Source organism: Azospira sp. I13, assembly GCF_003112695.1.
In the GTDB taxonomy this organism is placed as follows: Bacteria; Pseudomonadota; Gammaproteobacteria; order Burkholderiales; family Rhodocyclaceae; genus Azospira.
In genome coordinates this window covers 487,562-509,264 of sequence record NZ_BFBP01000011.1, presented here as the reverse complement: position 1 = coordinate 509,264, position 21,703 = coordinate 487,562, and the positions used below count along the sequence as shown (strand labels likewise).

26 protein-coding genes and 1 tRNA gene are annotated in these 21,703 nt (G+C 63.9%); 20 read left to right on the top strand and 7 right to left on the bottom strand.

Annotation, left to right across the window (positions count from 1 at the left end):
- The first annotated feature begins 11 nt into the window (after nt 1–11).
- Genes AZSI13_RS18230 through serS form a run of 3 tightly spaced genes read left to right on the top strand, consistent with a single transcriptional unit; the run spans nt 12 to nt 1,653 of the window.
- Nucleotides 12–161 (top strand): GxxExxY protein, encoded by a 150-nt coding sequence (locus AZSI13_RS18230; RefSeq protein WP_197739024.1) that lies wholly within the window; start codon nt 12–14, stop codon nt 159–161.
- Entirely contained in the window at nt 142–333 is a 192-nt protein-coding gene (locus AZSI13_RS18225; RefSeq protein ID WP_197739025.1) for a GxxExxY protein, read from the top strand. The genes AZSI13_RS18230 and AZSI13_RS18225 overlap by 20 nt, the downstream gene beginning before the upstream one ends.
- 36 nt (nt 334–369) lie before the next feature.
- On the top strand, nt 370–1,653 hold the full coding sequence (gene serS / locus AZSI13_RS12275) for a serine--tRNA ligase (RefSeq protein ID WP_109041431.1): 1,284 nt from the start codon (nt 370–372) through the stop codon (nt 1,651–1,653).
- Nucleotides 1,654–1,846: 193 nt separating this feature from the next.
- Here serS and mltF read toward each other — a convergent pair whose 3' ends face one another.
- Nucleotides 1,847–3,292 carry a membrane-bound lytic murein transglycosylase MltF gene (gene mltF, locus AZSI13_RS12270; protein WP_165833482.1) on the bottom strand — a complete coding sequence of 482 codons (1,446 nt, stop codon included), beginning with the start codon at nt 3,290–3,292 and terminating at the stop codon, nt 1,847–1,849.
- A 99-nt stretch (nt 3,293–3,391) separates the two neighbouring features.
- Here mltF and AZSI13_RS12265 point away from each other — a divergent pair.
- A tRNA-Ser gene (locus AZSI13_RS12265) sits at nt 3,392–3,484 on the top strand.
- A 70-nt stretch (nt 3,485–3,554) separates the two neighbouring features.
- Here AZSI13_RS12265 and AZSI13_RS12260 read toward each other — a convergent pair.
- The gene (locus AZSI13_RS12260) at nt 3,555–4,070 is read right to left on the bottom strand and encodes an O-acetyl-ADP-ribose deacetylase (RefSeq protein WP_109041429.1); all 516 of its coding nucleotides are present in this window, start codon (nt 4,068–4,070) and stop codon (nt 3,555–3,557) included.
- A 141-nt stretch (nt 4,071–4,211) separates the two neighbouring features.
- Between AZSI13_RS12260 and AZSI13_RS12255 the strand changes: the two genes are divergently transcribed.
- Entirely contained in the window at nt 4,212–4,595 is a 384-nt protein-coding gene (locus tag AZSI13_RS12255; protein WP_109041428.1) for a cupin domain-containing protein, read from the top strand.
- A complete protein-coding gene (locus tag AZSI13_RS12250; RefSeq protein WP_109041427.1) occupies nt 4,592–5,734 on the top strand; it encodes a MalY/PatB family protein in 1,143 nt (380 codons plus the stop codon). The genes AZSI13_RS12255 and AZSI13_RS12250 overlap by 4 nt, the downstream gene beginning before the upstream one ends.
- On the opposite strand, the gene AZSI13_RS12245 is transcribed toward AZSI13_RS12250, so the two are convergent.
- Nucleotides 5,724–6,353: a YbhB/YbcL family Raf kinase inhibitor-like protein gene (locus AZSI13_RS12245; protein WP_109041426.1), complete on the bottom strand. Its 630-nt coding sequence runs from the start codon at nt 6,351–6,353 to the stop codon at nt 5,724–5,726. The two genes, AZSI13_RS12250 and AZSI13_RS12245, sit on opposite strands and share 11 nt — an antisense overlap.
- Before the next feature lie 102 nt (nt 6,354–6,455).
- Nucleotides 6,456–8,000 carry a murein biosynthesis integral membrane protein MurJ gene (murJ, locus tag AZSI13_RS12240; RefSeq protein WP_109041425.1) on the bottom strand — a complete coding sequence of 515 codons (1,545 nt, stop codon included), beginning with the start codon at nt 7,998–8,000 and terminating at the stop codon, nt 6,456–6,458.
- A gap of 266 nt (nt 8,001–8,266) precedes the next feature.
- On the opposite strand from murJ, the gene rpsT reads away from it, so the two are divergent.
- The gene (gene rpsT / locus AZSI13_RS12235; protein WP_109041424.1) at nt 8,267–8,533 is read left to right on the top strand and encodes a 30S ribosomal protein S20; all 267 of its coding nucleotides are present in this window, start codon (nt 8,267–8,269) and stop codon (nt 8,531–8,533) included.
- Nucleotides 8,534–8,693: 160 nt separating this feature from the next.
- Here rpsT and AZSI13_RS12230 read toward each other — a convergent pair whose 3' ends face one another.
- Nucleotides 8,694–8,987 (bottom strand): DUF3579 domain-containing protein, encoded by a 294-nt coding sequence (locus tag AZSI13_RS12230; protein WP_109041423.1) that lies wholly within the window; start codon nt 8,985–8,987, stop codon nt 8,694–8,696.
- Between the two features lie 398 nt (nt 8,988–9,385).
- Between AZSI13_RS12230 and AZSI13_RS12225 the strand changes: the two genes are divergently transcribed.
- Nucleotides 9,386–9,604: a hypothetical protein gene (locus AZSI13_RS12225; RefSeq protein WP_109041422.1), complete on the top strand. Its 219-nt coding sequence runs from the start codon at nt 9,386–9,388 to the stop codon at nt 9,602–9,604.
- Nucleotides 9,605–9,724: 120 nt separating this feature from the next.
- On the opposite strand, the gene AZSI13_RS12220 is transcribed toward AZSI13_RS12225, so the two are convergent.
- The gene (locus AZSI13_RS12220; RefSeq protein ID WP_109041421.1) at nt 9,725–10,489 is read right to left on the bottom strand and encodes a ParA family protein; all 765 of its coding nucleotides are present in this window, start codon (nt 10,487–10,489) and stop codon (nt 9,725–9,727) included.
- Between the two features lie 218 nt (nt 10,490–10,707).
- Here AZSI13_RS12220 and AZSI13_RS12215 point away from each other — a divergent pair, with 218 nt between their 5' ends.
- The 6 genes from AZSI13_RS12215 to AZSI13_RS12190 are packed head-to-tail and all read left to right on the top strand — an operon-like array spanning nt 10,708 to nt 15,130.
- Nucleotides 10,708–11,880, top strand: coding sequence for an aspartate aminotransferase family protein (locus AZSI13_RS12215; protein ID WP_109041420.1), 1,173 nt, complete (start codon nt 10,708–10,710; stop codon nt 11,878–11,880).
- A 24-nt stretch (nt 11,881–11,904) separates the two neighbouring features.
- Entirely contained in the window at nt 11,905–12,828 is a 924-nt protein-coding gene (argF, locus tag AZSI13_RS12210) for an ornithine carbamoyltransferase (RefSeq protein WP_109041419.1), read from the top strand.
- 18 nt (nt 12,829–12,846) lie between these two features.
- On the top strand, nt 12,847–14,076 hold the full coding sequence (locus AZSI13_RS12205; protein WP_109041418.1) for an argininosuccinate synthase: 1,230 nt from the start codon (nt 12,847–12,849) through the stop codon (nt 14,074–14,076).
- Nucleotides 14,077–14,088: 12 nt separating this feature from the next.
- Nucleotides 14,089–14,310, top strand: coding sequence for a DUF2788 domain-containing protein (locus AZSI13_RS12200; RefSeq protein WP_109041417.1), 222 nt, complete (start codon nt 14,089–14,091; stop codon nt 14,308–14,310).
- Nucleotides 14,310–14,624, top strand: a complete 315-nt coding sequence (locus AZSI13_RS12195) for a pyrimidine/purine nucleoside phosphorylase (protein WP_109041416.1) — start codon at nt 14,310–14,312, stop codon at nt 14,622–14,624. The genes AZSI13_RS12200 and AZSI13_RS12195 overlap by 1 nt, the downstream gene beginning before the upstream one ends.
- A gap of 11 nt (nt 14,625–14,635) precedes the next feature.
- Entirely contained in the window at nt 14,636–15,130 is a 495-nt protein-coding gene (locus AZSI13_RS12190; RefSeq protein ID WP_109041415.1) for a YajQ family cyclic di-GMP-binding protein, read from the top strand.
- Nucleotides 15,131–15,192: 62 nt separating this feature from the next.
- Here AZSI13_RS12190 and AZSI13_RS12185 read toward each other — a convergent pair whose 3' ends face one another.
- A complete protein-coding gene (locus tag AZSI13_RS12185; RefSeq protein WP_109041414.1) occupies nt 15,193–15,903 on the bottom strand; it encodes a type 1 glutamine amidotransferase in 711 nt (236 codons plus the stop codon).
- A 118-nt stretch (nt 15,904–16,021) separates the two neighbouring features.
- Here AZSI13_RS12185 and AZSI13_RS12180 point away from each other — a divergent pair, with 118 nt between their 5' ends.
- The 6 genes from AZSI13_RS12180 (at nt 16,022) to AZSI13_RS12155 (ending at nt 21,610) form a co-directional block, all read left to right on the top strand.
- Complete coding sequence (locus AZSI13_RS12180; protein ID WP_235609766.1) at nt 16,022–16,600, top strand: TIGR02281 family clan AA aspartic protease; 579 nt, start codon at nt 16,022–16,024, stop codon at nt 16,598–16,600.
- Between the two features lie 22 nt (nt 16,601–16,622).
- Nucleotides 16,623–16,883, top strand: a complete 261-nt coding sequence (locus AZSI13_RS12175) for a hypothetical protein (protein WP_109041412.1) — start codon at nt 16,623–16,625, stop codon at nt 16,881–16,883.
- 73 nt (nt 16,884–16,956) lie between these two features.
- Entirely contained in the window at nt 16,957–17,511 is a 555-nt protein-coding gene (locus AZSI13_RS12170) for a CoA pyrophosphatase (RefSeq protein ID WP_235609765.1), read from the top strand.
- A gap of 160 nt (nt 17,512–17,671) precedes the next feature.
- Entirely contained in the window at nt 17,672–18,601 is a 930-nt protein-coding gene (locus AZSI13_RS12165; protein ID WP_109041410.1) for a CobD/CbiB family protein, read from the top strand.
- Between the two features lie 28 nt (nt 18,602–18,629).
- The gene (locus tag AZSI13_RS12160; protein ID WP_109041409.1) at nt 18,630–19,808 is read left to right on the top strand and encodes an acetyl-CoA C-acyltransferase family protein; all 1,179 of its coding nucleotides are present in this window, start codon (nt 18,630–18,632) and stop codon (nt 19,806–19,808) included.
- A 173-nt stretch (nt 19,809–19,981) separates the two neighbouring features.
- Entirely contained in the window at nt 19,982–21,610 is a 1,629-nt protein-coding gene (locus AZSI13_RS12155; RefSeq protein WP_109041408.1) for a PAS domain-containing methyl-accepting chemotaxis protein, read from the top strand.
- The last annotated feature ends 93 nt before the right edge of the window (nt 21,611–21,703 follow it).

Here is a 21,703-nt window from a genome sequence, read left to right as displayed (position 1 = left end):
CACCGAGTGTCATGGCAGACCAACTGACCCAGCAGATTATCGGCGCCGCCATCGAGGTGCATCGTCTGCTGGGGCCGGGGCTGCTGGAGAGTGTCTATGAGGAGGCCCTCTGCCATGAAATGTCCCTGCGGGATATTCCCTTTGCCCGGCCAGCGCCTTGATCTGGTGGTGGCCGATGCCGTGGTGGTGGAGCTGAAGTCCCAACGGGCGCTGCCCGAAGCAGTATCGGCCCAGGTCTTGTCCTACCTGAAGGCAACTGGCTTGAAACGTGGTTTACTTATCAACTTTGGCGAGCCCAGGCTTGCCGACGGCGTGAAACGATTTTCTCTGTGATCTCTGTGCCCTCTGTGGCAAAAAGGTTTTGATTCCATGCTCGACATTCAACTGCTCCGCAACGACCTCGATGCCGTGGCTGCCCGCCTGGCGACCCGCGGCAAGGCTATCGACTTCACCCAGTTCTCCGCCCTGGAGGCCGAGCGCAAGACCCTGCAGACCCGCACCCAGGAGCTGCAGGCCAGCCGCAATTCCCTTTCCAAGCAGATCGGCATGTTGAAGGGCAAGGGCGAGGATGCTTCCGAGGTGATGGCCCAGGTGGCCGCCATGAAGACCGAGCTGGAGCAGGCCGAGGCCCGCCTCACCGAGCTGCTGGGCGAGTTCAACGCCATCGTCGCCGCCATTCCCAACCTGCCCAATGAAACCGTGCCGGTGGGCAAGGACGAAACCGATAATGTGGAAGTGAAGCGCTGGGGCACGCCCCGCACTTTCGACTTCGAGGTCAAGGATCACACCGACGTGGGCGAATCCCTCGGCCAGCTGGATTTCGCCGTGGCCGCCAAGATTTCCGGCGCCCGCTTCTCCGTCATGAAGGGCCAGCTGGCCCGCCTGCACCGGGCCCTTGCCCAGTTCATGCTCGACACCCACACCGGCGAGCACGGCTACACCGAGGTCTACACCCCCTACCTGGTGAACGCCGCCAGCCTCTTCGGCACCGGCCAGCTGCCCAAGTTCGAGGAAGACCTGTTCAAGATCGCCCGGGCCGATGCCGAGCCCCTGTACCTGATCCCCACCGCCGAAGTGCCGGTGACCAACATCGTGCGCGACGAAATCCTCGCCGCCGAGGCCCTGCCCCTGAAACTGGTCTGCCACACCCCCTGCTTCCGTTCCGAAGCCGGCTCCTACGGCCGCGACACCCGGGGCATGATCCGCCAGCACCAGTTCGACAAGGTGGAGCTGGTGCAGATCGTGGCCCCCGAGAAGTCCGCCGAGGCCCATGAAGAACTGACCCGCCACGCCGAAACGATCCTGGAAAAGCTGGAACTGCCCTACCGCCGCGTCACCCTGTGCAGCGGCGACATGGGCTTCTCTGCCGCCAAGACCTACGATCTGGAAGTGTGGCTGCCGGCCCAGAACACCTACCGGGAAATCTCCTCCTGCTCCAATTTCGAGTCCTTCCAGGCCCGCCGCCTGCAGGCCCGTTTCCGCAACGAGAAGAACAAGCCGGAGCTGGTGCACACCCTCAACGGTTCTGGCCTGGCCGTGGGCCGCACCCTGGTGGCCATTCTGGAAAACTTCCAGAACGCCGATGGCTCCGTCACCGTGCCGGCCGTGCTGCGTCCCTACATGGGTGGTCTGGAGAAGATCGCCGCCGCTTGAGCGGAGTCGCTTCCTCAATAAAAAAGCCGGGAGTTTCCCGGCTTTTTTATTGCCCTGATTTTGAGATGGCCCTGAGAGGCAAGCAGGACGGGCATCCGCATCATGCCTGCCCGCCACTTGGCGTCCCTATTGCCTCTCCGGTAGGGTGGGGCGGAGATGCCCGTTTTTATTGCCTCTCCGGCCTGTCTTCGGCTCAGTGCCTTTTCTTGCCTTTCTTGTCGCCCTTCCGGTCGGGCGGGGGCAGGGGCGGGAAGTAGGGCGGCTCGTGGCGGTTGAGGATGTCGTAGAAGATGCGGATGTTTTCCACCATGATCACCGCCTCGCCCCCCCGGGCGCGGCCGCTTTTCAGGCGACGGTAATAGTCGGGGCGGGAGAGCAGGGGCAGCACCCGCTTCATCTCGAACCAGGAATCCGGGTCCGCCTCGGTGCTGGGGGCGATGGCCAGGCCGCCCTTCATGTGGCCCAGCCCCAGGTTGTAGGCCGCCAGGGCCATCCAGGTGCGGTCGGGCTCCTTCAGGGTGGCGGGCAACTGGTCGCGGATATCGGCCAGATAGCGGGCCCCGGCGCTGATGCTCTGCTTCGGGTCGAGCCGGTTGCCGACGCCGAGGCGGTCCGCGGTTTCTTCCGTCAGCATCATCATGCCCCGCACCCCGGTGGGGCTGGTGGCCAGCGGGTCCCATTGGGATTCCTGGTAGGCCAGGGCGGCGATGAGGCGCCAGTCGATGCCGGTGCGGGCCTGGGCCGATTCAAAGAGGGGGCGGTAATCCGGCAGCAGGCTGCGGGTGCGTTCCAGGAACTGCACCACGTCCAGCTGCTTGAGGCGGCGCACGTGGCCGAAGTAGCGGTCCTTCAGGCGGGTCAGGGTGCCGTCCCGGTGAATACGGCCCAGGAAGGCTTCGGCCTTGGAAACCAGTTCCGGGTCGGCGTCACTGGGGAACATCCAGGTGATGGGCTGGGCTTCGCCGACTTCAAGGCTGGAGGTGAGCTGGGGGTAGTAGTTCTGGGCGATGTCCAGCACTGGGCCGTCGGTCAGGGCCAGTTCGATGCGCTGTTCGGCCACGGCCTGGAGCAGGTCCAGGTCGCTCCATTCCGGGTGCTCCTGCACCAGCACCGGCGGCGTCAGGGCCGGCAGGCTGGCCAGCAGGTCGGCATGGCGGCTGCGGGCCACCACGTGCACGGTGCGCCCGGCCAGTTGCTCGGTGGTGGTGATGGGCAGGGAGGCTTCGTGCTGCACCAGCAGGTGACTGCTGTGGAAGAAGGGGGTGGTGGTCTGGAATTCGCTGTTGCTGCTGCCCGGGTGCCAGACCAGCCAGGCGGCGGCCATGTGGCCTTTGCCCCGGCGCAGGGCCTGGGGCACTTCCCGGTAGTTGCCCACCACTTCCAGGCGCAGCTTGCGGCCCAGCTCGGCGGCGAAGAGGCTGACCAGGTCGTGTTCGAAGCCCAGGCCGGCATCCGCCTTGTCTTCCTTGGCATCCTTGCCGTCTTTGGCGTCGCCGGTATAGGTCAGGGGGCCGGGGCTGGTCAGCACCACCAGCTCGTCGCTTTCCCGCCATGGCGCAGCCTTCCTTTCCCCACAGGCCTGCAGCAGGGGAAGGGAACACAGGACAAGCAGCAGCCAGCGGACCAGCGGTTGATGCATCCTCGCCTTTCCGGAGAAACCCGGGGAAAAAGTTCCCGGATTGTGCCATGGAGCCGTCAGGCCAAAAAGAGGTCGGACCATGCTAGAATTCGCCTCCCCGGTGAGGTACCGAAGTGGCCATAACGGCGCTGACTCGAAATCAGATGGTCAGGGAAACCTGGCACGTGGGTTCGAATCCCACCCTCACCGCCACCCTCTTGCAGCATCCCGTCTCCGGACGTCGCTAAAGCCCGCGCTCTGCGGGCTTTTTGCTTTTCCGGCGTTAGATTTTCGCCAGCAGGGCATGGTAGCGGGCCAGATCCTCGGCCGAGAAGCAGCAGAAGATCACTTCCTGGAGCGGGTGGTTGTGGTGGGCAAGCCATTCGCTGACGTGCTGTACGGCGATGGCGGCTGCGGCTTCCGGCGGAAAACGGTACACGCCGGTGCTGATGCAGGGGAAGGCCAGGGAAGTGCAGCCCGCATCCGTCGCGATCTCCAGGCAGCGCCGATAGCAGGCGGCGAGCAGGGCGGCCTCGTTCTGCCCGCCGCCGTGCCAGATGGGCCCGACGGTGTGGATGACGTGGCGGGCCGGCAGCCGGAAGCCGGGCGTCAGCTTGGCATCGCCGGTGGCGCAACCGCCGAGGGGGCGGCAGGCGGACAGGAGTTCGGGGCCGGCGGCTCGGTGGATGGCGCCATCCACACCGCCACCGCCCAGCAGGGTGGTATTGGCGGCATTCACGATGGCATCCACCGGCAGGGTGGTGATGTCGGCCTGGCAGGCAGTCAAACGGGTCGGCATGGGCGGAGATCGGGGTTGGGGGCGATGGGGGCGGTGGGCGGAAAAGCCGGGGTGGAGGAGGGCAGCTTAAAGCATCCGTGAAATCCGTGGTCGCCCATGGCAACATGCCCCTTCTCCCGTTGCCTTGATTCGACACCTTCCATGACCACGCCCCGCCTGTTCAGCACTTACGCCGATGTCACGCCCTATGTCACCAAGGATGGTTCGGTCATCCGCGAACTGATGCACCCCCTGGTGCAGGGCAACCAGGCCCAGAGCCTGGCGGAGGCAACGCTGCCCCCTGGTGGCCGCACCCTGCGGCATCGGCATCGCCTGACGGAGGAGCTTTACCATTTCACCGCCGGCCAGGGCGTCATGATTCTGGGCGAGGAGCGTTTTGCCGTGGTGGCGGGGGATACGGTAGCCATTCCACCGGGCACCGCCCATGGGCTGGAAAATCCAGGCCCCCAGCCCCTGGTGCTGCTCTGCGCCTGCACTCCCGCCTATGCCCACGACGACACGGAACTCCTGGAGGTGCAGCCATGAGCGGGGCGTTTGATTTCGATACGCCGGTGGAGCGGCGGGGTAGCGACAGCTTCAAGTGGGGGCGCTATGCCGGTCGGGAGGTGTTGCCCCTGTGGGTGGCCGACATGGATTTCGCCTCGCCGCCGGAGGTGCTGGCAGCGCTGCACGCCCGGGTGGATCACGGCGTCTTCGGTTACGGCGGCCCCACCGAGGCGGTGGTCGAATCGGTACGGGCGGCCCTGGTGCGGGACTACGGTTGGGCGGTGGAGGCGGACTGGCTCGTCTGGCTACCGGGCCTGGTGACCGGCCTCAATGTGGCCTGCCGCGCCCTGGCCGGGCCGGGGGAGGCGGTGGCCACGGCGGTGCCGGTGTATCCGCCCTTTCTTTCGGCGCCGGTCTTGTCGGAGCGGTCCCTGGTACGCGTTCCCCTGGCGTGCCGGGAGGGGCGCTGGGCTTGGGACTGGGATGCCCTGGAAGCCGTGCTGCAGGCCGATCCGCGGCCCCGCCTGCTGCTCCTCTGCCATCCCCACAACCCGGTAGGGCGGGCCTGGCAGCGGGAGGAGCTGGAGACCCTGGCCGATCTGTGCGAACGCTACGACGTGCTGGTGTGTTCCGACGAAATCCATGCCGACCTGCAATTGACGCCTGGGGCCCGGCACCTGCCCTTCGCCTGCCTGGAGCGGGAGGTTGCCCGCCGCAGCGTCACGCTCATGGCGCCTTCCAAGACCTACAACATTCCCGGCCTGTCCTGCGCCTTCGCAGTGGTTCCCGATGGTGCCATCCGTCGTCGCTTCACCCGGGCCATGGCCGGTATCGTGCCCCATGTGAATGTGCTGGGCCTGGCGGCCTGCGCTGCGGCCTATGCCCATGGCGGTCCCTGGCGCAGCGCCCTGCTGGATTACCTGCGGGGCAACCGGGATGCGGTGGCCCAGGCCGTGGCCGCCCTGCCTGGCATGGCCATGACCCTGCCGGAGGCCACCTATCTGGCCTGGATCGACCTGCGGGAAAAAGGGCTGGCCGACCCGGCCGCCGCCTGCGAGGCAGCGGGGATCGGTTTGTCAGACGGTCGGGAATTCGGGGCGCCAGGCTTTGTGCGGCTGAATTTTGCCTGCCCCCGCAGCACGCTGGAGCAGGCCCTGGCGCGCCTGGCTAGGGTTTGAGGGCGGGGTTGAGGCTGTAGGTGCCGGTAATGCTGGCCTGGGCGAGGATGTGCCCGGCCATGGCCTGCCGCGCATCGGCACCGGTAAAGGGGCCATCCAGGGGCAGTTGGGCGACATCCAGGGCAAACAGGGTGAAAATGTAGCGGTGGCGCAACGCGTCGTTCCAGGGCGGGCAGGGGCCGTCGTAGCCGAAGTAGTGGCCGCTCATGTCCCGGTCGCCGGCAAACCAGTGGGTGTAATCGTTGATGCCGTGGCTGGCGCCGTTACGGCTGGCGGGGCCGCTTTTGCCCCGGGGAGTGACGTCGCCGGAGTATTCACCGGCGGCAATCTCCCGGGTGTCCGGGGACAGGTTGATCAGCACCCAGTGGAAGAAATCCACCCGCGGCAGGCTGGCGGGCACGCTGCGTCCTTCCTGATTGACGTCGTCCCCCTGGGAGGGAACGTCTGGGTCGTGGCAGATGAGGGCGAAGGAGCGGGTGCCCTCGGGCACCTCCCGCCATTGCAGTTGGGGATTGCGGTTGCCGCCCAGGCAGACGTGGTGGCTGTCATGGGGAATGCAGAAGGCGAATTCGCCGGGAATGGGGGCGCCGTCCGTGAAGCTCTTGCTTTCCAGTATCACCTCGATCTCCTCCTGTAGGCAGCCGGGCCGCTGGGCGGCCGGCCTTTTATGGAATCCCGGAGCGAGGGGGCGTCTGGCGCCCCGGCCAGTGCGGCCCGTAGCCTATTCGGCCGCCCGGCGCCGGAAGTCCTTCATTCTAAAACCAAGCAGGGCCAGGGTGGCAAAGTAGGCGAAGATGCCGCCGCCCACCAGCAGGGAAAGGCGGATCAATCGTTGCAGGCCGCCGAAGGCCAGCCAGTCCGCTTCCCGGCCCATGCCGAACCAGAGGGCGGCCCCCAGGGCGGCCAGGGCCACCAGCAGCTTGAGCAGGAAACCAGCCCAGCCGGGCCGGGGGGTGTAAATGGCGTGGCGGCGTAAGCCCTGGAAAAGCAGGGCGGCGTTGAGGCAGGCCGCGAGGCCGATGGAGAGGGCGAGGCCAGCGTGGCGCAGGTCGAGGAAAACTACGAAGAGCAGGTTCATGGCCTGGGTGGCGAAGAGGGAGATCAGGGCGATCTTCACCGGGGTGCGGATGTTCTGCCGGGCGTAGAAGCCCGGGGCCAGCACCTTCACCAGGATCAGGCCGGTGAGGCCGACGGCGTAGGCAGCCAGGGCCTCCCGGGTGCGCAGCACGTCGGCGCCGGTGAAGGCGCCATGGTGGAAGAGGGTGGAGATGAGGGGGACACCGAGAATGGCCAGGGCCAGGGCGGCGGGCAGGGTGAGCAGCAGGCAGAGGCGGAGGCCCCAGTCGAGCAGATGGGCGTAGTCCTCAGTTTTGCCATCCGCGTGGTATTTGGCCAGGGAGGGCAGGAGGATGGTGCCGAGGGCAGCCCCCAGCAGGCCGGAGGGGAACTCCATCAGCCGGTCAGCGTAATAGAGCCAGGAGACGGCACCGTTTTCCAGGAAGGAGGCGAAGATGGTGTTGATGAGCAAGCTCACCTGGCTGACGGAAACGCCGAGCACGGCCGGGGCCATGAGCTTGAGGACGCGGCGTACCCCTTCATCCTTCCAGTCCAGGCGGAAGCGGGGCAGCATGCCGATCTTTTTCAGGGCCGGCAGTTGCAGGGCCAGTTGCAGCACCCCGCCGAGGAAGACGGCCCAGCCCAGCACCAGGGCCGGCTGGTCGAACCAGGGCGTGGCGAACAGGGCCAAGCCAATGAAGCTGATATTGAGCAGCACCGGCGTGAAGGCGGGCAGGGCGAAGCGGCTCCAGGTATTGAGCACGCCGCCAGCCAAGGCCACCAGGGACATGAACAATATGTAAGGGAAGGTGATGCGGGTCAGGCTCACCGTCAGTTCGAACTTGTCCGGCTCGGCGGCAAAGCCGGGAGCCGAGAGGTATACAAGAATAGGGGCGCCGGCCACACCCAGGGCGGTGACGACGGTGAGGGCCAGGAACAGCAAGGTAGCCACCCGGTCCACCAGATGGCGGGCTTCCTCGGTGCCGCGACGATTCTTGTATTCCCCCAGGATGGGGACGAAGGCCTGGGAAAAGGCGCCTTCCGCAAACAGGCGGCGCAGCAGGTTGGGCAACTTGAAGGCGACAAAAAAGGCGTCAGTGGCCAGGCCGGCACCGAAGGCTCGGGCGATGACGAAATCCCGGACGAAGCCGAGGATGCGGGAAAGCAGCGTCATGCCGCTGACGGTGACGAGGGCGCGAAGCAGGTTCATGGCTATTGTTATATAGGTGGGCCGGTGGTGGCGTTGGCTGGGGTGGCGCGGATTCGGTCGGACGCTGAAAGCATCGGCGGCGGAAGCGCCTGGAGATGCAAGCGTGCCACCGTCGCAGCCAGGGGGCGAAGGCGCCATATTAGCGGCATCGCCGGTGGAACGCTAAGAGTGGGGAAATATGGGCTTGGCAATATTCCCCTTGCCTTTTTTTTGATCTGCCGGTAAACTCGCGCGCTTTCGATCAACACCGTTTCAGGAAGAATTCCATGGCCAACAGCGCTCAAGCCCGCAAACGCGCGCGCCAGTCCGAGAAGCAACGCGCTCACAATGCCAGCCTGCGCTCCACGCTGCGTACGGCTATCAAGCGCGTCCAAAAGGCCGTTCTGGCCGGCGACAAGGCTGCTGCACAAACCGTTTTCCAGCAATCCGTCGGTACCATCGACCGCATCGCTGACAAGAAAATCATCCACAAGAACAAGGCTGCTCGCCACAAGAGCCGCCTGACCGCTGCGATCAAGGCCCTGGCTGCCTAATAGATCCTCCGGTCTGCGGATGTGAAAAACGGCACCTTCGGGTGCCGTTTTCTTTTGTGTGCTACCGGGGTCCTGGGATGGGTGCTTGAGTATTTTCCTGCGACTGCGGGATGTTCCGGGGTGGGGGGCTGGTGCTGGGTTGTGGCTTGGCCGAGGCAGCTCAGTTGCTGGGGCGTTCCACGCCTTCCACGACCTGCAGCTCATTGTCGTTGGCGAAGTTCAGCATGAACTTGTAAGCCATGGGTTCCAGCCGGCCCAGCTGGGCATCGACAAAAACGGCTTTTTCACCTTGAAAGGTGCAGGGGCCGACGAAAGGGGAGTATTTCATCTTCTTCTCGGCGCCGAAGGCTGACATGACGCCACAAAGGCGTTCCGCCCAGTCGCTGGGACGAAATTTCCGTCCCTCCCGGGTCAGGCCAACGATGACGAAGTTGGGGGCCAGTTCTGTTGTCATGTCTCCACGTATTCTTATCGACTCGCTCGAACCTTGCGGGTGGCGGGCGGGGTGGTGTGGATGTCGGCGTGTTGCCGACTGTTTGGCGCAGGGAGAGTCCTCCCAGCGCCGCGGAGCATTCTAGCAGAAATGCCACGGCCGTCGTGGATCTCGGAAGGGGATTTCGTCATGCGGAAAGCGTGCCTGGGTGTCGGGGCTGATTTTGCTGGGAAGGGTGGCAGAAGGGCGCCACAAAGTGGACTCGGAGCGTTGACCTGGGGCTACTGAGATGTCGGATGTGAGAGCCGGTGTTCGCCAGCTTTGGTTAGATAATGTCTAATAAAAAGAATCTACTACATTGCATTCCTAAATTCTGGTGCATATACTGAAGCTATCCCATTGAATTAAAGGGGCTGAAGGTGACGCCCGTTTTCTTTACCAAATTCAGTTTCCGTATCCGTACCCGCAGTGGCTCGGTGGTGGACAATCTGACCATTCAGGGGCGGGATGAAGGCGAGGCGCAACGCAAGCTGCGCCAGATGTATCGTGATTGCGAAGTGCTGGAAGCGCGTCGCCTGGCAGTGACCGGGCGGGCCGGAGCCAGCTTCGAGGAAGTGGTGGATTTGCTTTCCGGTTGAGGAAGAGATTCCGTCATTGCCAAGGGCGCCATAGGCGCCCTTTTTTTGCGTCTAGCGGGTGGGGTGGTGAGGCATGTCGGGTATTGCGGGTTGTGCTTATCCTGCGGTTGCAGTGCGGGGTCAGAGAAAGCCGCAGGTCCGCAGTTCGTCATGCAGGGCCAGATAGTCCTGGGCGCCGTTGCTGGCAAAGGCGTGGGTGAAGACGTCCCGGTTGAGGGAGGGGCTTTCGGCGACAGCCACGTTTTCAGAGATCGCCGTTTTGCACACTTCCTCGCCAAATGCTTCGGTCAGTCGGCTGCGGATGTCTTCGCTCATGCGGCGGCGGCGGTCGAAGCGGGTGAGGACGTAACGCTGGGCGACCCGGCGCTTGATGACCGGCTCCAGGATGTCCAGGGTGCGGGCCATATGGTGGGCGGCCTGGAGGGAAAGGAAGTCGGTGGAGACGGGGATGAGCACCCGCTCGACGGCAAAGATGGCATTCAGGGAAAGGACGCCGACGTAAGGGCAGCAGTCGATCAGGGTGGTGCGTTCCCCCTGTTCGCTTTCCAGGTGCTCCAGTCCCTGGCGTAGCTTGTTGAGGATGGTGGGGCCCTTGCCGTAGATGGAATCCACCTTGATCAGTTGCTGGTGGGAGGGGATGAGCTGGCCGATGTTCTGCCAGGGAATCTCCAGTTCGGCCAGGGAACGGTGATCCTGGTAAAAGGCAAAGAGGCTGTGCTCCGCTGCGGCAGGGGCGGCGCCGTGGATGCCGGAAAGGTGTCCCTGGGGGTCCAGGTCGAGGAGCAGGGGAGGGCGATTGTGGCGGATGCTGGCCGCCGCAAGATTGAGCGTGGTGGTCGTCTTGCCGACGCCGCCTTTCTGGTTGAATATCGCCAGCCGAGCCATGGTCAGGTCCTGTCTGATCTAGGTTTTACGGTCCTCTCGGGGCCGGTGTCGCCTATACAAGGGCGGGTTTTTCGCTTAATATTCAGCCTTCAGCAACCCCGTACTGTGGCCTTTTTCAATACAGTACTGCTTTGGGTACGGGGGCGCCAACAAGGCGGCGGCGTTTGCCGCCGTTTGTCATTCTCGCGCCCCTCGCCCGTCACTTCAAGGCAAGGTCCATGCCCCATCTGATGAATACCTACGCCCGTCTGCCGGTGGCTTTCAGCCATGGCGAGGGTAACTGGATTTTCGATACCGACGGCAAGCGTTATCTCGATGCCCTCTCCGGCATCGCCGTGAATACCCTTGGCCACAACCACCCCAAGCTGGTGGCTGCCATCGCCGGCCAGGCCGCCCGGGTGTTGCATACCTCCAATCTCTACCGTATTCCCCAGCAGGAAGAACTGGCCGATCGTCTGGCCGGGCTGTCCCGCATGGAAGAAGTGTTTTTCTGCAATTCCGGTTGCGAGGCCAACGAGGCGGCCATCAAGCTGGCCCGTTTCTTCGGCCACAAAAAGGGCGTGGATAACCCGGTCGTCATCGTCATGGAAAAGGCCTTCCATGGCCGTACCCTGGCGACCCTTTCTGCCACCGGCAACCGCAAGGCCCAGGCCGGCTTTGAGCCCCTGGTTTCCGGCTTCGTGCGGGTGCCTTACAACGACCTGCCCGCCATCCGCGCTGTCGCCGAGCAGAATCCCAATGTGGTGGCTGTGCTGCTGGAGATGGTCCAGGGTGAAGGTGGCATCCATGTAGCCGACCCCGAATTCCAACGTGGCCTGCGCAGCCTGTGCGACGAAAAGGACTGGCTGCTGATGTGCGACGAGGTGCAATGCGGCATGGGCCGTACCGGCACCTGGTTCGGCTTCCAGCATTCCGGCATCCTGCCTGACGTGGCGACCCTGGCCAAGGGCCTGGGCTCCGGCGTGCCGGTGGGCGCCTGCATGACCGCCGGCAAGGCGGCCGGCCTGTTCGGGCCGGGCAATCACGGTTCCACTTTTGGTGGCAATCCGCTGGCCTGCACGGCTGCCCTGACCACCATTGCCTGCATCGAAGAAGACCAGCTGCTGGCCAATGCCGTGACCCAGGGCGATGCCATCCGCAGCGGCCTGGCCGAGGCGCTGGCCGGTGTGGCCGGCATTGTCGATATCCGTGGCAAGGGCCTGATGATCGGTATCGAACTGGATCGCCCCTGCGGCGAACTGGTGGCCAAGGGCCTGGCAGCCGGTCTGCTGATCAACGTCACCGCCGACAAGGTGGTGCGCCTGCTGCCGGCGCTGACCTTCAGCGTGGCCGATACCCAGGAGCTGGTGCAACGCCTGGCCGCCCTGATCAAGGAGTTCCTGACGGCCTGAGGCAGTTGGGGAGGGGAGATCGCTATGTCGTCTATCAAGCACTTTCTGCAATTCAAGGACTTCACCCGGGATGAGTTCGACTATCTGTTCGCACGCACCCGCTGGATCAAGGACCAGTTCAAGAACTACAAGCAGTACTGGCCCCTGACCGACCGCACCCTGGTGATGATTTTCGAGAAGGCCAGCACCCGTACCCGCCTTTCCTTCGAGGCCGGTATGCAACAGCTGGGTGGTTCCGCCATTTACCTCAATACCCGCGATTCCCAGCTGGGCCGCGGCGAGCCGGTGGAAGACGCAGCCCAGGTCATCTCCCGCATGAGCGACATCGTCATGATCCGTACCTTTGAGCAGGAGATCATTGAGCGCTTCGCCGCCAACTCCCGGGTGCCGGTGATCAACGGCCTGACCAACGAATACCACCCGTGCCAGATCATGGCCGACATCTTTACCTACATCGAGCACCGGGGCCCCATCCAGGGCAAGACCGTGGCCTGGATCGGCGATTCCAACAACGTCTGCAACACCTGGCTGCAGGCGGCCGAAGTGCTGGATTTCAACGTCCACGTCTCCACGCCTCCCGGCTACGAGGTGGAAGCGGAACGGGCGGGCCTCTACGGCACCGCCAATTTCGAGCAATTTAGCGATCCCATGGAAGCGGCCAAGGGGGCCGACATCGTCACCACCGACGTGTGGACCTCCATGGGTTTCGAAGCTGAAAACGAGGAACGCCTGAAGGACTTCGCCGATTGGCAGGTCGACGGCGACATGATGCGTATCGCCAAGTCCGACGCCATTTTCCTCCATTGCCTGCCGGCCCACCGTGGCGAGGAAGTGACCGCTGAAGTGATCGACGGTCCCCAGTCCGCTGTCTGGGATGAGGCGGAGAACCGGCTGCACACCCAGAAGGCCCTGATGGAGTATCTGCTCCTGGGCCGCGTCAATTCTTAATCTTTGCAGGGAAGCATCATGAGCGACATCAAGAAAGTGGTTCTCGCCTACTCCGGCGGCCTCGACACCTCCGTCATCCTCAAGTGGCTGCAGGATACCTACCAGTGCGAAGTGGTGACCTTCACCGCCGACCTGGGCCAGGGCGAGGAGCTGGAACCGGCCCGCACCAAGGCCCTGAAGTTCGGCATCAAACCCGAGAACATCTTCATCGACGACCTGCGCGAAGAGTTCGTGCGCGACTTCGTCTTCCCCATGTTCCGCGCCAACACCGTCTATGAAGGCGAGTACCTGCTGGGCACCTCCATCGCCCGCCCCCTGATCGCCAAGCGCCTGATCGAGATCACCAACCTGACCGGCGCCGATGCCATCTCCCACGGCGCCACCGGCAAGGGCAACGACCAGGTGCGCTTCGAGCTCGGTGCCTACGCCCTCAAGCCCGGCGTCAAGGTCATCGCCCCCTGGCGCGAATGGGATCTGCTGTCCCGCGAGAAGCTGCTGGCCTATGCCGAGCAGCACGGCATCCCCGTCGAGATGAAGCACAAGCAGGGCGGTTCTCCCTACTCCATGGACGCCAACCTGCTGCACATCTCCTACGAAGGCCGTCACCTGGAGAACCCCGCCGCCGAGGCCGAGGAAGACATGTGGCGCTGGACCGTCTCCCCGGAGAACGCTCCCGATGCCGCTGAATACCTGGACCTGGAATTCGTCCAGGGTGACCTGGTGGCCATCAACGGCCAGAAGATGAAGGCCCACGAACTGCTGGCCAAGCTCAACGAGCTGGGTGGCAAGCACGGTATCGGCCGCCTGGACCTGGTGGAAAACCGCTACGTCGGCATGAAGTCCCGCGGCTGTTACGAAACCCCGGGGGGCACCATCCTGCTGCGTGCCCACCGCGCCATTGAATCCATCACCCTGGACCGCGAAGTCGCCCACCTCAAGGACGACCTCATGCCTCGCTACGCCAGCCTGGTGTACAACGGCTACTGGTGGGCACCGGAGCGCAAGGCCCTGCAGACCCTGATCGACTACACCCAGCAGACCGTGAACGGTTCCGTGCGCCTCAAGCTGTACAAGGGCAACGTCATCGTCGTCGGCCGCGATTCCAAGACCGACTCCCTGTTCGACCCGACCATTGCCACCTTCGAGGACGATGCCGGTGCCTACGACCAGAAGGATGCGGGCGGCTTCATCAAGCTCAACGCCCTGCGCATGCGTATCGCTGCCAACCTGAAGGCACGCAAGGCTTAAGCGGAGAATTCGGTGGAAAACACCCTCTTCGGCTTCACGGAAGCCCAGATTTCCGATTTCGGCGTCACTTTCGGGATCGGGGCTTTCATCATCTACATGCTGTTCATCATCGGCGAACTGGCCTACAAGTCCAAAGCGGGCAAGGTCGGCACGTTCGTGCTCTTTTTCGTTCTGTCTCTGGGGATGCTCGGTTTCATCTCCAAGACCATCATCCAGAAAATTTGGGGTATCTGATGTCTCAATTCGATAACGTTTCCGTCGTCAAGGCCGCCAACGTCTACTTTGACGGCAAGTGTGTCAGCCACACCGTAATCTTTGCCGACGGCTCCAAGAAGACCGTAGGCGTGATCCTGCCCGCCAGCCTGACCTTCAACACCGGCGCGCCCGAAGTCATGGAAACCGTGGCCGGTGCCTGCCGCTATCGCCTCAAGGGCGAGAGTGAATGGAAGACTTCCGGTGCCGGTGAGTCCTTCAATGTGCCGGGCAACTCCAGCTTCGACATCGAAGTCAGCGGCGAGCCCTACCACTACGTCTGCTACTTCGGTTAAGGGAAGCCGGAATGCCGTCTTTCGACTTTTCCTCCGAAGTGGATATGGTGGCGCTGAAGAATGCCATTGATTCCACCGGCAAGAAGATCGTCGGCCGCCATGACTTCAAGGGCACCACCGCCAAGGTGGAGCTCAACGAGAAAGACAAGGTCATCACGGTCTTTGGCGATTCCGACTTCCAGTTGGACCAGATCAAGACCATCCTCTTCCCCGAAATGGAGAAGAAGGAGCCCGATTGCGTCAAGCGCCTGGATCAGCAGGCTGTGCAGAAGGTTTCCGGCGACAAGGTGAAGCAGGACCTGAAGATCAAGATCGGTATCGAAAGCGAGCTGGCGAAGAAGATCGTCAAGCTGGTGAAGGATTCCAAACTCAAGGTCCAGGCTGCCATCCAGGGCGACACGGTGCGCGTCACCGGCGCCAAGCGTGACGTGCTGCAGGAAACCATTACCCTGGTGAAGAAGTCGATTACCGACTTCCCCATCAAGTACGGTAATTTCCGCGATTAAGCTACACCGCGGTCAAGAAAACGGCGCCTGCGGGCGCCGTTTTTTATCTCCTGCTAGTAGCCTCAGCACTTGAGACCGGCGCTCCAGGCGCTGTACAACTGGTCCGCCAGGCGGCGCATGGCTGGCAGGTGCTGTGCCGCTTCCGCCTGCATGAGTTGCGGCGTTTGCACTGACGGCAGGGGCGGCAGCTTGCCGGCTTCCTCTTCCCACTGTTCGCACCAGCTGGCGATCATCTCCGGCGTCATCTCCACATGGCATTGCATGCCCAGGTGGGGGCCGAGGGCAAACATCTGGTTGGCGCAGTAGTCGTTGGTCAGCAGCCGCACGGCGCCTTGAGGCAGGGAGAAGGTTTCCCCGTGCCACTGAAAGACGGGGAATTCTCCCTCCAGCCCGTCCAGCCAGTGGCGGGATGTTTCCCCCACCTCCACCCGGGCGCTCCCCCAGCCGATTTCCTTTACCGGGTTGCGGGAGATGGAACCGCCCAGGGCCTTGGACATGAGCTGGGCACCAAGGCAGTGACCGAGCACCGGAATGCCCTTGTCTGCCGCATCGCGGATCAGGGCACAGGCATCGTCGATCCAGGGTAGCGGGTCATTCACGCTCATCGGGCCGCCCATGAAGCAGAGGCCGGCGTAGGCGTCAGCCAAAGCGGGAATCGGCGCTCCCGCATCGACGGGAATGAGCACCCAGGCGACGCCGTGGCGTTCGAGGAATGTGGCAAAATAGCCCGGACCTTCTGTCGGAAAATGGCGGAATATGGCAACGGGGCGCATGGGAGATCGGGTAATGGAGAAGGTGGAAAAAGGGCGCTGTACGGTGGAAGCGAAGGGCCATTCTAGCGCCCGCTGGCTGGCGTGCCTATGCCTTGCCTGGAGTCTGCCTGCCTTGGCCGTGGAGGTCGGTATTGCCGGTGTTTTTCCCAACAAGGCCCTGCTGGTGATCGATGGCGCCCCGCCAAAAGGTGTGGCAGTCGGCCAGAAAACCGAGCAGGGGGTAAAACTGGTGGCGGTGGAGGATGGTGCTGCCGTGGTCGAGGTGGAAGGCAAGCGCCGTACCTTGCGGGTCGGCCAGAGCGTTGTCTCCCAGCAATCCACCGAACAGAATCCCACCCTGACCCTGAGCGCCGATGCCGCCGGCCATTTCTTCGCCACCGGCACGGTGAATGGCGGTACGGTGCGCTTTCTCGTCGATACGGGGGCCACCATGATTTCCATCGGCGCCTCCGATGCCCGGCGCCTGGGCATTGACCTGCGCAATGCCCAGGTCGGTTATTCCCAGACTGCCAACGGCAACGCCCGGGTTTATCGGGTACGCTTGTCTACCGTGCGCATCGGCGACATCACCCTCAACGATGTGGATGGTCTGGTGCATGAGCACGACCTGCCCATTGCCCTGCTCGGCATGAGTTTCCTCAACCGCATGGAAATGCAGCGGGACGGGCAGCGCATGATTCTAAAAAAACGTTATTGATGCCCCCTGGAGGACCCCCCCCATGCCCCATCGCGATCAGGAAATTTCCCTGCTGCGGGACGAACTTGAAATGCTCATGGGCGAACGCCAACTGCTGCTGCAGATTGTCGGCGCCGCCGCCAGCCTTATCGCTGGTCTGGATAGCAAGCGTTTGCCGGTAGCCGCCGTGGAGGCCGCCGATCTGGTTTCCACGCGTATCAACCGCCTGCCCGAAGAAACCCTGCAGGACGCCTTGCAGGCCGTTCATGCGGAAATCGAGGAGCGTGGTGTCGAAGCCCACTGAACGGCGCCTGGGCATTCTGGGCGACGGCGGGCTGGATCTCGGCCGTCTGCGCGATTGTCTGGCCAGGGAGCCTTTGGCCGTGCCGCCCATCTTGGAGGATGGCCTGGGCAGTGAAACCCTGACCGCGGCTGCCGTCCTCTTTCCCATCGTATTGCGGGAGGCCCAGCCGACCGTCCTGCTGACCCAGCGCACCTCCCATCTGCGGGATCACGCTGGTCAGGTGAGTTTTCCCGGTGGCCGGGTGGAGGCGCTGGACCAGTCCCCCATCCATACCGCCTTGCGGGAGACGGAGGAAGAAATCGGCATGGGCCCCGAGCAGGTGGAGGTCATCGGCTATCTGCCCGAGTACCGCACCAGTACGGGGTTTCGGGTGACGCCGGTTGTCGGCCTGGTGCGCCCGCCCTTCACCCTGCGCCCCGACCCCTTCGAAGTGGCGGAAGTCTTCGAGGTGCCCCTGGCCTTCCTCCTCGACCCGGCCAACCGCCAGCGCCATTCCCGGGAGTGGCGGGGCCAGCTACGCCATTACTTTGCCATGCCCTATGGCGACTATTTCATCTGGGGCGCCACGGCCGGCATGATCGTCTCCCTGGCCGAGCGCCTCGGCTGCAACGGTCCCCTGAGGCCCTGAGCTGCCGGGGCTTGCCCGGCGGCTTGCCGCACCAGGCCCCGCCTAGCCGTTCCCGTCCGTCATCTGCAAGGTGGGGGCGAAATGTGTTATCTTCGTTTGAACTCTCCGGGGCCGGTGTTCAGGCCCTGCCTTCCCACCAACGTCGCGCCTCAATTTCGGGATGAGCCTTTTTTCCCTGATCGCGGCCCTGTTCCTCGAACAGTTCCGGCCGCTGCCCAATCGTCTCCTGCTGGAACCTGTCGGCCGCTATGCCGATTTCCTGGAAGCCCGCCTCAACGCCGGTGAGTCCCGTCATGGCCTGATCGCCTGGTTGGTAGCCGTGCTGCCGCCGGTGCTGCTGGCCGGAGGCGTTTATTATCTGCTCTGCGCCCTGTCGCCGCTGCTTGGCTGGGTGTGGAATGCCCTGGTGCTGTACCTGACCATGGGCTTCCGCCAGTTCAGCCACCACTTCACCGACATCCACCTGGCCCTGCGTATGGGCGATGTGCCCCGGGCCCGCCAGCTGCTGGCCGAATGGCGGGGGCGTTCCGCCGAGGGGCTGTCTTCCAGCGAAGTGGCACGGCTGGCCATCGAGGAGGCTCTGGCAGCTTCCCATCGCCATGTTTTTGCCGTGGTGCTGTGGTTCGTCATTCTGCCCGGCCCCTGTGGCGCCGTGCTGTATCGTCTGGCCGGCATCCTGGCGGAGCGCTGGGGCCGACGGCCGGCGGCGGCCGATGAGGATTTCGGCCAGTTCGGCAAATTTTCGCAACAAATCTTTGCCATCATTGATTGGCTGCCGCTGCGTACCACGGCTTCCGCCTTCGCTGTGGTGGGGAATTTCGAGGATGCGGTCTATTGCTGGCGCACCCAGGCCGGCCAATGGGCCGACCATGAATTGGGTATCGTCCTCTCCAGCGGCGCCGGCGCCCTCGGCGTGCGTTTGGGCCAGCCCCTGGTAGAGGGGGGCGAGGTCACCGACCGGGCCGAGCTCGGCGTCGGTGAGGAAGCGGATGTGGATTTCATGCAGAGTACCGTGGGCCTGGTTTGGCGGGCCCTGGTGCTCTGGTTGCTGTTGTTGCTGTTGATCGGGCTCGCCGTCTGGGTGGGCTGATAAAGCGTCTTAAAACAAGGAGAAGCGCATGAGCAAGGATGTCGTCGTTCTGTCTGCTGTTCGTTCCGCCGTTGGCGGCTTCAATGGTTCCCTGTCCGGCCTGGAACCCGCTGAACTGGGCGGCCTGGTGGTCAAGGAAGCCATCGCCCGCGCCGGCGTGGATCCCAAGGCCGTGACCTTTGCCACCGTCGGCAACTGTATCCCCACCGAATCCCGCTACGCCTACGTGGCCCGCGTCGCCACCATCCAGGGCGGCATGTCCATGGATTCCGTGGCCTTCGCCGTGAACCGCCTGTGTGGCTCCTCCCAGCAAGCCATCGTTTCCTCCGCCCAGGCCGTGATGCTGGGTGATGCCGATTACGCCCTGGCCGGCGGTGTCGAAGTCATGTCCCGCGGCGCCTACCTCATGCCCACCCTGCGCTCCGGCGCCCGCATGGGCGACACCAAGGCTATCGACGCCATGGTTTCCGTGCTGACCGACCCCTTCGGTGTTGGCCACATGGGCATCACCGCTGAAAACCTGGTGACCAAGTGGGGCCTGACCCGTGAAGAGCAGGATGCCTTCGCCCTGGAATCCCAGAACCGCGCTGCCAAGGCCATCGCCGAAGGCCGCTTCAAGTCCCAGATCGTTCCCATCACCCTGCAGAGCAAGAAGGGCGATGTGATTTTCGATACCGACGAGCATCCCCGCGCCACCACCATGGAAGCCCTGGGCAAGATGAAGCCCGCCTTCAAGAAGGACGGTTCCGTCACCGCCGGCAACGCTTCCGGTATCAACGACGCTGCCGCCTTCCTGGTCCTGGCCGATGCCGCCAAGGCCGCTGCTGCCGGTCACAAGCCCATCGCCCGCCTGGTCTCCTACGCCATCGCCGGTGTGCCCAACGAAATCATGGGTGAAGGCCCGATCCCGTCCTCCAAGCTGGCCCTGCAAAAGGCCGGCCTGAGCCTGGACCAGATCGACCTGATCGAATCCAACGAAGCCTTCGCCGCCCAATCCCTGGCCGTGGCCAAGGGCCTGGGTCTGGATCCTGCCAAGACCAACGTGAACGGCGGCGCCATCGCCCTGGGTCACCCGGTGGGCGCCACCGGTGCAGTCATCGTCACCAAGCTGCTGCACGAAATGCAGCGCACCGGTGCCCGCTACGGCATGGCCACCATGTGCATCGGCGGTGGCCAGGGCATCACCACCATCTACGAACGCATCTGATCGTTTCTCCTGCGTTCCCGAAAACCCGGCGTTGTACGCCGGGTTTTTTTTCGTCTGCACCGGTCTGCGCCTGCCTGGATGCGGGGGCGTGCGGGTAATTGCAATAAAATTCAATTAACATACGCGCTCCGCCTTTTCCCGGGGCGGCACTCAGGGAACCCAGGAAAGTACGCATGAAAAAGAATTTGCCCGTCACGCAAGTCGAAGTGCCCTTTATCAAAGGCAAGTACATTGTTTCCAAAACCGATCTCAAAGGCTGCATCACCTACGCCAACGACACTTTTGTCGAACTGAGCGGTTTCACCCGGGAAGAGTTGATCGGCGTCAGCCACAACCTGGTGCGCCACCCCGACATGCCCCCGGCGGCTTTCGCCGACCTGTGGGCCGCCATGAAGGAAGGCCGTCCCTGGCGTGGCATCGTCAAAAACCGCTGCAAGAACGGTGATTTTTACTGGGTCGATGCCCTGGTGGTGCCAGTGCGCAAGAGCGGTCAGACCATCGGCTACATGTCGGTGCGTACCGAGCCTTCCCGGGCCCAGATCCAGTCCGCCGAGGCGCTCTACGCCAAGCTCAATGGCAGCGGTGGCAGCCTGCCCCGGCCCGGCGGCTGGCGCAAGGTGAGCCTGCGCAAGAAAATGGCCGGCCTTACCCTCTTCGTCATGCTGGCCCAGCTGTTGACCAGCATCGGCGTCTGGTTCGGCCAGGGCATGGGATTCACTGCCGAGAACATCGTTGCCCTGGTGCAACTGCTCAGCATCACCGGCCTGCTGGCGGGTGGGGCCCAGATTGCCTTGCAGGGTGGCATCTTCCGCGCCATCGATGACATTGACCGCAGCTTGGACAAGGTGGCCCAGGGCGACCTTTCGGAAAACCTGTGGCATGAGCGCCTGGATGAAGTGGGCCGCCTGCAGGATTCCCTGCTCACCACCCAGGCCCATCTCAAGGTGATGCTGGCGGAGATCGCCGAGGCGGCGGCCCGGGTCAGCGACAACACCACCCAGCTCAATGCGGAGATGTCCAGCGTCTCCGCCCAGTCCGAATCCCAATCCGAATCCGTCGGGCGCATTGCCGCCTCCATGGAGGAGATGAGCGCCGCCGTCGAGCAGGTTTCCGACGACGCCCGGCAGGCGGCCACCGCCGTGGGCGACACCCGGGAGCGCATCGCTGTGGTGGGCCAGCGCATGGCCCAGAGCCGCGAGGCGTCCCGGGAGGTGGTGCAGACGGTGGAAGCCGCCTCCGCCACCATGGCCACCCTGTTCCAGTCCCTCAACCGCATTGGCGTGGTGACCCAGGGCATCCAGGAAATCGCCGACCAGACCAACCTCATCGCCCTCAACGCTGCCATCGAAGCCGCCCGCGCCGGCGAGGCGGGCCGGGGCTTTGCCGTGGTGGCGGATGAGGTGCGCAAACTGGCCGACCGCACCCGCCAGCAGACCGGCGAGATTGCCGGCATGGTGCAGGAAATCCACCAGGTCACCCGCAGCGCTGTCGGCAGCATCGAGGCGGCGGGCAGCCAGGTCGGCCGCAACGATGCCATCATGGACGAGACCGGCATCAGCCTTGAAGAGGTGGTGCGGGACGGCGAACAGATCGACGAGATGGCAGGCCACATCGCCCAGGCCACGGTACAGCAGTCCCAGGCCAGCCAGGATGTGGCCATCAGCGTTTCCGACATTGCCGCCCTGATCGAAGAGAATGCCGGCGCCATCGCCGAAGCCGAGCGCAACGTGGCCCAGCTGCTGGATACGGCCCAGGAACTGCGCAGCCTGATCGGCTACTTCCGCTTCCAGGGCAGTCGCTGACGGCCCTGCACCAAGGCGGCGCATGACACGCCGCCTTGGTGCGTGATTCCGCCGTCAGGCCCTATTTTTGCGCGGGCGGTGGCGAGGAAACCC

What these genes read in the sequence shown, in the direction of transcription:
- AZSI13_RS18230 (WP_197739024.1), top strand. Translation starts at nt 12, where the DNA reads ATGGCAGACCAACTGACCCAGCAGATTATCGGCGCCGCCATCGAGGTG.
- serS (WP_109041431.1), top strand. Translation starts at nt 370, where the DNA reads ATGCTCGACATTCAACTGCTCCGCAACGACCTCGATGCCGTGGCTGCC.
- mltF (WP_165833482.1), bottom strand. Translation starts at nt 3,292, where the DNA reads ATGCATCAACCGCTGGTCCGCTGGCTGCTGCTTGTCCTGTGTTCCCTT.
- AZSI13_RS12260 (WP_109041429.1), bottom strand. Translation starts at nt 4,070, where the DNA reads ATGCCGACCCGTTTGACTGCCTGCCAGGCCGACATCACCACCCTGCCG.
- AZSI13_RS12255 (WP_109041428.1), top strand. Translation starts at nt 4,212, where the DNA reads ATGACCACGCCCCGCCTGTTCAGCACTTACGCCGATGTCACGCCCTAT.
- AZSI13_RS12250 (WP_109041427.1), top strand. Translation starts at nt 4,592, where the DNA reads ATGAGCGGGGCGTTTGATTTCGATACGCCGGTGGAGCGGCGGGGTAGC.
- murJ (WP_109041425.1), bottom strand. Translation starts at nt 8,000, where the DNA reads ATGAACCTGCTTCGCGCCCTCGTCACCGTCAGCGGCATGACGCTGCTT.
- rpsT (WP_109041424.1), top strand. Translation starts at nt 8,267, where the DNA reads ATGGCCAACAGCGCTCAAGCCCGCAAACGCGCGCGCCAGTCCGAGAAG.
- AZSI13_RS12230 (WP_109041423.1), bottom strand. Translation starts at nt 8,987, where the DNA reads ATGACAACAGAACTGGCCCCCAACTTCGTCATCGTTGGCCTGACCCGG.
- AZSI13_RS12220 (WP_109041421.1), bottom strand. Translation starts at nt 10,489, where the DNA reads ATGGCTCGGCTGGCGATATTCAACCAGAAAGGCGGCGTCGGCAAGACG.
- AZSI13_RS12215 (WP_109041420.1), top strand. Translation starts at nt 10,708, where the DNA reads ATGCCCCATCTGATGAATACCTACGCCCGTCTGCCGGTGGCTTTCAGC.
- argF (WP_109041419.1), top strand. Translation starts at nt 11,905, where the DNA reads ATGTCGTCTATCAAGCACTTTCTGCAATTCAAGGACTTCACCCGGGAT.
- AZSI13_RS12205 (WP_109041418.1), top strand. Translation starts at nt 12,847, where the DNA reads ATGAGCGACATCAAGAAAGTGGTTCTCGCCTACTCCGGCGGCCTCGAC.
- AZSI13_RS12195 (WP_109041416.1), top strand. Translation starts at nt 14,310, where the DNA reads ATGTCTCAATTCGATAACGTTTCCGTCGTCAAGGCCGCCAACGTCTAC.
- AZSI13_RS12190 (WP_109041415.1), top strand. Translation starts at nt 14,636, where the DNA reads ATGCCGTCTTTCGACTTTTCCTCCGAAGTGGATATGGTGGCGCTGAAG.
- AZSI13_RS12185 (WP_109041414.1), bottom strand. Translation starts at nt 15,903, where the DNA reads ATGCGCCCCGTTGCCATATTCCGCCATTTTCCGACAGAAGGTCCGGGC.
- AZSI13_RS12175 (WP_109041412.1), top strand. Translation starts at nt 16,623, where the DNA reads ATGCCCCATCGCGATCAGGAAATTTCCCTGCTGCGGGACGAACTTGAA.
- AZSI13_RS12165 (WP_109041410.1), top strand. Translation starts at nt 17,672, where the DNA reads ATGAGCCTTTTTTCCCTGATCGCGGCCCTGTTCCTCGAACAGTTCCGG.
- AZSI13_RS12160 (WP_109041409.1), top strand. Translation starts at nt 18,630, where the DNA reads ATGAGCAAGGATGTCGTCGTTCTGTCTGCTGTTCGTTCCGCCGTTGGC.
- AZSI13_RS12155 (WP_109041408.1), top strand. Translation starts at nt 19,982, where the DNA reads ATGAAAAAGAATTTGCCCGTCACGCAAGTCGAAGTGCCCTTTATCAAA.